Below are 5,714 nucleotides of genomic sequence, written 5' to 3'. Positions count from 1 at the left end.
TCGATACCAGCCCCGGCGGCGACGGGCCCACCGACAACGGTCACCACAACGACCCGGACAGCCAGGACGGTGCGGGCGGCACGGACAGTCGGAGCGGCACGGACAACCGGGACGGTGTGCCGGGTCCCGGTGGTGATCCTGCGGACCGGCGGGGTCTGTGGTTGACCGACCTCCCGGGCGGGATCACGCGGATCAGCGGCACCCTTGATGCCGAGGCCGCCGCCCTGCTGCGTTCGGCGTTGGATCCGCTGGCCGGACCCCGCCCCGGCGATGACGGCGCCGCCGATCCGCGTTCCCCGGCGCGGCGGCGTGCCGACGCCTTCGTCGAGCTGTTCCACCGCGTGCTCGGTGCCGGCGTTCTGCCCGTGACCGGTGGGGTGCGCCCGCATCTGACGGTGACCGTGCCGTGGGCGGCGCTGCTCGGCCACGGCGGGCCTCCGGCCTCGACCGGCTGGGGTCAGCCGCTGCCGGCCGGTGTGCTGCGCCGCCTGGCCTGCGACGCCTCGGTCGGCCGGGTGCTGTTCGATGCGGCCAGCGTTCCGTTGGATGTCGGTCGTGCCTACCGGACCGCACCGGCGGATCTGCGTCGCGCCGTCATCGCCCGCGATGTCTGCTGCGCGTATCCGGGGTGTGATCGTCCGTCGTCGTGGTGTGAAATTCACCATGTTCGTCATTGGATAGACGGCGGAGAAACCTCGCTCGACAATCTGGTATTGCTGTGCGGATATCATCACCGGTTCGTGCACCACCAGGGTTGGACCGTCCGGCTCGGCCCCGACCGCCGGCCCGAGTTCCTTCCCCCACCCTGGATCGACCCCGCACGAAAACCCCGCCGCAACCCCTATTCACGACATACCGCCGACCTCCTACACACCGCGCCCGGCGGATAGCCATCGCTTCGCACCGGATTCAGGCGAGCAGCGAGGCGAAACCAGTGGCTCAGCCGACCGCAGCCGGCCACGGCCCAGATCATCAGTCCGCCGCCGAGACCACTACCAATCGTGTCGTCGCCCCTCCGCCACCCGCGCCCAGTCCCTGACGACCCACGAACCTCCCAAGGCCCACACTGCTTGGTAGGCACCCCGCCGGTAGGCACACCGCCGGTAGGCACACCTTCCTGGAGAGCCGATGACGCCCGACATCGCCGTGGCCCGCGAGCTACTCGCCGCCCAGCCCTTCAGTCGGCTGCTCGGCGCCCGACTCAGCCGCTTCGAGGCAGGGGTGGCCGAGCTGACCATCCCACTCGGAGATCATCTGCGCCAGCAGCACGGCGGGGCGCTGAGCTACGCCGCCGACACGGCCCTCACCTTCGCCGCCGGCAGCATCGCGGGGGACGCCGTCCTGACCTCCGAGATGAAGATCAATTATATCCGGGGGGCGCGGGGCGACGAGCTCATCACCCGCGCCGAGGTCGTCCATGCCGGTTCCACCCTGGTCACCGTGCGCTGCGAGGTCTTCGACCGCGGCGGGTACGGGGACGGGGAACGGCTCTGCGCCGTCGCGCTCGGCACCGTCGCGCGCCGCTGACCACCGGCACGCCCCTCGTGACGACCAGGCTTCCGTAGGCTCGAAGGAGTGTACGGCCGAGCCCCCGGAGGTGCACATGGCCAGCAGCGTGAAGACGGCGGACCGGCCGATGCGCTCGCACGCGCGCCGCAACCGCGAGCGGATCCTCGAGGTGGCCCGGGACGCCTTCGCCGGCAGCGACAGGGACATCTCCCTCAACGAGGTCACCAGGCAGGCGGGGGTCGGGATCGGCACGCTCTTCCGGCACTTCCCCAACCGGGACGCGCTGCTCGAGGCGCTGCTGCAGGACCGGGCCGCCGCGCTACTCGACGAGGTGGACCGGCTGCTGGACGCCCCGGACGCGGGCGCGGCACTGTTCGGCTGGCTTGACAAACTGATCGCACACATCGCGACCTACCGGGGGGTGGCCGCCAGGCTGCTCACCATGGTGCGCGACGAGGAGACGGAGCTGCACGCGTCCTGCCACTCCCTCGAGCAGGCGACGCTGGCACTCCTCGTCCGGGCCCAGCGGGCCGGCGACGTCCGGTCGGACGTGCGGATCGAGGAGGTGATCTCTCTCGTGACCGCTATCGGCTGGATCCGGGAACAGGCGCCGGAGCGGGCGGGCCACGCCCGGCCCCTACTCTCGATCATGACCGATGGCCTGCGGGTTCAGTCCGGGCCGACGACCGGTGATACCCCGAGGTCTTACAAAACGGAGCACCACACCGGTACGGTGTCATAGACGACGGATCATGACGGATCACCCGGGGGGAGGCGGTGCCATGGGCGGCGGCGTTCCCGCGCGCCACCGACGCCCGGCCGTTCCCGACGAGGCCGCGGATAGCACCGCGATGCGGGACGCTGAACCTGCCCGGCTGATTCCCGGCACGCACCACCTGGCACGGGCCTGACCGGCTATCTTGCCCCGCCTCGAAGGCGTCCGGCTGGCCGACATCCCGGCCGGTTACGTACCGGTTACGTATTAGGAGAACCGGTTACGCACCACAAGCGTATGCACCAGAAGGGAAGGACCTGGCGAGCGACGACACGGCGCCGGACGGCTCGGCGAGGAAGGGTCGGCTGCGGCTCGGGGCGTTACTGCACGGCGTCGGCGGCACCGTCGCCGGCTGGCGCCACCCCGACGTGCCGGCGGACGGGGCCATCGACTTCGACCTCTACCGGCGATGGATCCGCACCGCCGAGAACGGCCGCTTCGACCTCGTCTTCATCACCGACACCCTCTACGTCACCGCGGAGTCCACCCCGCAGTACCTGGCGCAGTTCGAACCGGTCGCACTGCTCGGCGCGCTCGCCGCGGCGAGCAGCCACATCGGCCTGGTCGGCACGATCTCCACCTCCTACAGCGAGCCGTTCGTCATCGCCCGCCAACTCGCCACCGTCGACCACATCAGCGCCGGCCGGGCCGGGATCAACATCGTGACCTCCGCGCCGGCGGGAACCGCGCTGAACTTCAGCCGCTCCGAGAAGGAGCACCCCGAACACGACACGCGCTACCGGATCGCGGCCGAGTACCTCGACGTTCTGCGTGGCCTGTGGGACTCCTGGGAGGACGGCGCCCTGCTCCGAGACAAGGAGTCGGGGTGTTCTTCGACCGTGCGCGGCTGCACACCCTCGACCGCCGCGGGGAGTACTTCTCCGTGCGGGGACCGCTGAACATCGAACGGCCGCCGCAGGGCTACCCGATGATCTTTCAGGCCGGCCGGCCGGCGGGTGTGCCCCTGCTGTTCATCGCGGTCACCGTGTTCGTCGCCCCGACCGAAGCGGCGGCCGAACGCCTTTACCAGGAGGTGGCCGGCCTGGTCAACACCGACGAGGCGCTGCGCTATCTCTCCCTCATCTTCGGTCAGCACGACTTCGGCGGCTACGACCTGGACGCCCCCTTCCCCGAGCTGGGTGAGATCGGCAACGACGGCTTCCAGGACAGCACCCGTCGGATCAAGCAGATGGCCCGGGAACCGGGGCTGACCTTGCGCCAGGTCGCGCTGGAGGCGGTGACCCCCCGCGGGGAGTTCATCGGGACGCCCGAGCAGATCGCCGACCGCATGCAGGAATGGTTCACATCCGGAGCCACGGACGGTTTCATGCTTCTGGAGGCGATGCCACGCGGTCTGGAGGCCTTCGTCGAGCTGGTGGTCCCGATCCTGCAGGAACGCGGGCTGACCCAGCGCGAGTACACCGGCGGAACCTTCCGTGAGTCCCTCGGTCTGCCGATCCCCCCCAACCGTTTCACGAAGCAGGACGTCGCAGCCGACCCCACCGGCCCAGACAGCCCAGATAACCCAGATAGCCCCGCCGGTTAGTCGACAGGGAGAGGACCGGGCGGCGGGTGGCTCGCCGCGAGCAGCGGACGCGAGCGGGCGGGTCGCGCGTGCCGGCGGGTCGCGAAGGCCCGCAGGAAGGTCCGCACGCCCATGCGTACGGCGTCGTCGAGGTCGACCGGGCGGATGGGCCGGGTGCCCAGCGCCGACAACGCCGGGAGGTCTCCGGCAACGAGCGACATGAACTGGCTCGCGGCGCTCTCGGGATCATCGACGTCGAGATGCCCGCGGTTCGCCAGCCGCGCGAGCCGTCCGGCCAAGGCGTTCACGACCGGCTGCCCCCGAGCGACACCACCTCGTCGTACAGGTCGGGCATGTGGGGGCCTCGGCGTACAGCAACCGCTGCAACGCCCAGCCCTCATCGCTGAGCTGGCATTCCAGGATCAACAGCCAGCACTGGAGCAGAACACCCCGGGAGTGCTCGGCCTCGTCCTCGCGGCGATCGTCGGCGCCGAGTTCATGCTTCAGCTCGACGGCACGATCGTCACCGTCGCGCTACTCGATCTTCAGACGGATCTGGGCCTGTCCGCCGGCTCGGCGACATACTCGGCCACCGCACCACCTTCATCGCGGGCACCAGCCTGCTCGCCGCCGCGTCCCTGCTCGCGGGACTCGCACCGGGCGTGGGCCTGCTGCTCACCGGCCGTGTCCTGCAGGGCGGCGGGGCGGCGCTGGCCGGCCCCGCGGGGCTCGCGCTGCTCGCGACGACCTTCAGCGGGGTGCGCCAGCAACGGGCGTTCGCCGTCTACTCGACGGTGACGGGGCTCGCGGCGTCCGCCGGCATGGTGCTCGGGGGGATCCTCACCGACCTCACGAACTGGCGGGGGACGCTGCTGATCAACGCTCCGATCGGCCTCGCCGTCGCGGTGCTCGCCGCCCGGGTGGTGCCCCCGCTCCTCGGGCGGCCAATCGGCCGGCCCTGGACCTCGCGGGGGCGGTCCTGTCGGTGCTCGGCATGACGGCCCTGGTGTTCGGCTTCGTGCGGGCCGCCGACTCGGGAGCCGTCGCGGGTCTGGCGGGCGGTGTGGTGGTCCTGGCGGGCTTCACGCTGCGGGAGTCGCCGGCGGCATCGCCCCTGCTCCCCCTGCGGGTGCTCACCCACCGGGCCGGGCGGGCGCGTTCGTCGACCTGCTGCTGATGGCGTTCGTGCTGACGAGCTTCCTGTTCTTCCTGACCCAGTTCCTCCAGCGGGTCCTCGACCTGGAGCCGCTCGTCACGGGGCTCGCGTTCCTGCCGTTCGGCGTGTCCCTGCTGCTGACCGCCCGATCCGTGCCCAGGATCCTCGCCCACCTGAACCCGCGGGCGCTGGCCCTCATCGGCTTCACCGTGATCATCCTGGCGATGCTCTGGCTCAGCCTGCTCGACGCCGGCAGCCGCTACGCCGTCGACGTCCTCGCCCCGATCATCCTGCTGGGCACGGGCGCCGGGGCGGCCGTGGTGCCGCTCAACCTCATCGTCCTGTCGCAGACCGCTCCCGAGGATGTCGGTGTCACCTCCGCCGTGCTCCAGTCCGCGTTGTCGGTCGGCGGGTCCCTCGGCCTCGCCGTCCTGCTGACCCTGTTCACCGGCGCGGACGGCGTCGCCACGGGCGCCGCGCGCGCCTTCCTGGGCGGCGCGGTCATCGCCGCGGTCGCCGTCCTGATCGGCCTCGCGGTCTGGTACCTGCCCGGACGCCGATCCGCCGACCCGGCCAGCTGAATCAGCGCGGCCCGGACCTCGTGGGTTTCGCCCTTCTCCGCGGTCCGGACTGTCGGTCCGGGCTGTCGGTCCGGACTGTCGCCTCGATGCCGCCGTTCGGTTTCTCCGGCGGCACGGACGGACAGACGGACAGACGGACAGACGGACACGGACGGACAGATGGGTAAG

General features: G+C 71.1%; 9 protein-coding genes. 8 read left to right on the top strand and 1 reads right to left on the bottom strand.

What is annotated here, in order from left to right; genetic code table 11:
• From ACY45C_RS07600 to ACY45C_RS07580, 5 genes are all read left to right on the top strand, one after another.
• A partial coding sequence (locus ACY45C_RS07600; protein WP_462186923.1) for an HNH endonuclease signature motif containing protein occupies positions 1-890 on the top strand: 890 nt, incomplete at its 5' end.
• A 238-nt stretch (positions 891-1,128) separates the two neighbouring features.
• Entirely contained in the window at positions 1,129-1,527 is a 399-nt protein-coding gene (locus ACY45C_RS07595; RefSeq protein WP_462186922.1) for a PaaI family thioesterase, read from the top strand.
• Between the two features lie 76 nt (positions 1,528-1,603).
• Positions 1,604-2,251 carry a TetR/AcrR family transcriptional regulator gene (locus ACY45C_RS07590; RefSeq protein WP_462186921.1) on the top strand — a complete coding sequence of 216 codons (648 nt, stop codon included), beginning with the start codon at positions 1,604-1,606 and terminating at the stop codon, positions 2,249-2,251.
• 401 nt (positions 2,252-2,652) lie between these two features.
• Positions 2,653-3,183 carry an LLM class flavin-dependent oxidoreductase gene (locus ACY45C_RS07585; RefSeq protein WP_462186920.1) on the top strand — a complete coding sequence of 177 codons (531 nt, stop codon included), beginning with the start codon at positions 2,653-2,655 and terminating at the stop codon, positions 3,181-3,183.
• On the top strand, positions 3,111-3,830 hold the full coding sequence (locus ACY45C_RS07580; protein ID WP_462186919.1) for an LLM class oxidoreductase: 720 nt from the start codon (positions 3,111-3,113) through the stop codon (positions 3,828-3,830). The genes ACY45C_RS07585 and ACY45C_RS07580 overlap by 73 nt, the downstream gene beginning before the upstream one ends.
• On the opposite strand, the gene ACY45C_RS07575 is transcribed toward ACY45C_RS07580, so the two are convergent.
• On the bottom strand, positions 3,827-4,117 hold the full coding sequence (locus ACY45C_RS07575) for a TetR/AcrR family transcriptional regulator C-terminal domain-containing protein (protein WP_462186917.1): 291 nt from the start codon (positions 4,115-4,117) through the stop codon (positions 3,827-3,829). The genes ACY45C_RS07580 and ACY45C_RS07575 overlap by 4 nt on opposite strands.
• A gap of 105 nt (positions 4,118-4,222) precedes the next feature.
• On the opposite strand from ACY45C_RS07575, the gene ACY45C_RS07570 reads away from it, so the two are divergent.
• Genes ACY45C_RS07570 through ACY45C_RS07560 form a run of 3 tightly spaced genes read left to right on the top strand, consistent with a single transcriptional unit; the run spans position 4,223 to position 5,546 of the window.
• Positions 4,223-4,807 carry an MFS transporter gene (locus tag ACY45C_RS07570; RefSeq protein WP_462186928.1) on the top strand — a complete coding sequence of 195 codons (585 nt, stop codon included), beginning with the start codon at positions 4,223-4,225 and terminating at the stop codon, positions 4,805-4,807.
• Complete coding sequence (locus ACY45C_RS07565) at positions 4,804-4,986, top strand: hypothetical protein (protein ID WP_462186916.1); 183 nt, start codon at positions 4,804-4,806, stop codon at positions 4,984-4,986. Before ACY45C_RS07570 ends, ACY45C_RS07565 begins: the two co-directional genes overlap by 4 nt.
• Before the next feature lie 8 nt (positions 4,987-4,994).
• Positions 4,995-5,546 (top strand): MFS transporter, encoded by a 552-nt coding sequence (locus ACY45C_RS07560; protein WP_462186915.1) that lies wholly within the window; start codon positions 4,995-4,997, stop codon positions 5,544-5,546.
• Positions 5,547-5,714 lie beyond the last annotated feature (168 nt).

The organism is Frankia sp. CcWB2, from assembly GCF_977927585.1.
The sequence above is the reverse complement of the archived record's forward strand: the minus strand, read 5'-3'. Positions and strand labels throughout refer to the sequence as shown.

What these genes read in the sequence shown, in the direction of transcription:
- ACY45C_RS07590 (WP_462186921.1), top strand. Translation starts at nt 1,604, where the DNA reads ATGGCCAGCAGCGTGAAGACGGCGGACCGGCCGATGCGCTCGCACGCG.
- ACY45C_RS07595 (WP_462186922.1), top strand. Translation starts at nt 1,129, where the DNA reads ATGACGCCCGACATCGCCGTGGCCCGCGAGCTACTCGCCGCCCAGCCC.
- ACY45C_RS07565 (WP_462186916.1), top strand. Translation starts at nt 4,804, where the DNA reads ATGACGGCCCTGGTGTTCGGCTTCGTGCGGGCCGCCGACTCGGGAGCC.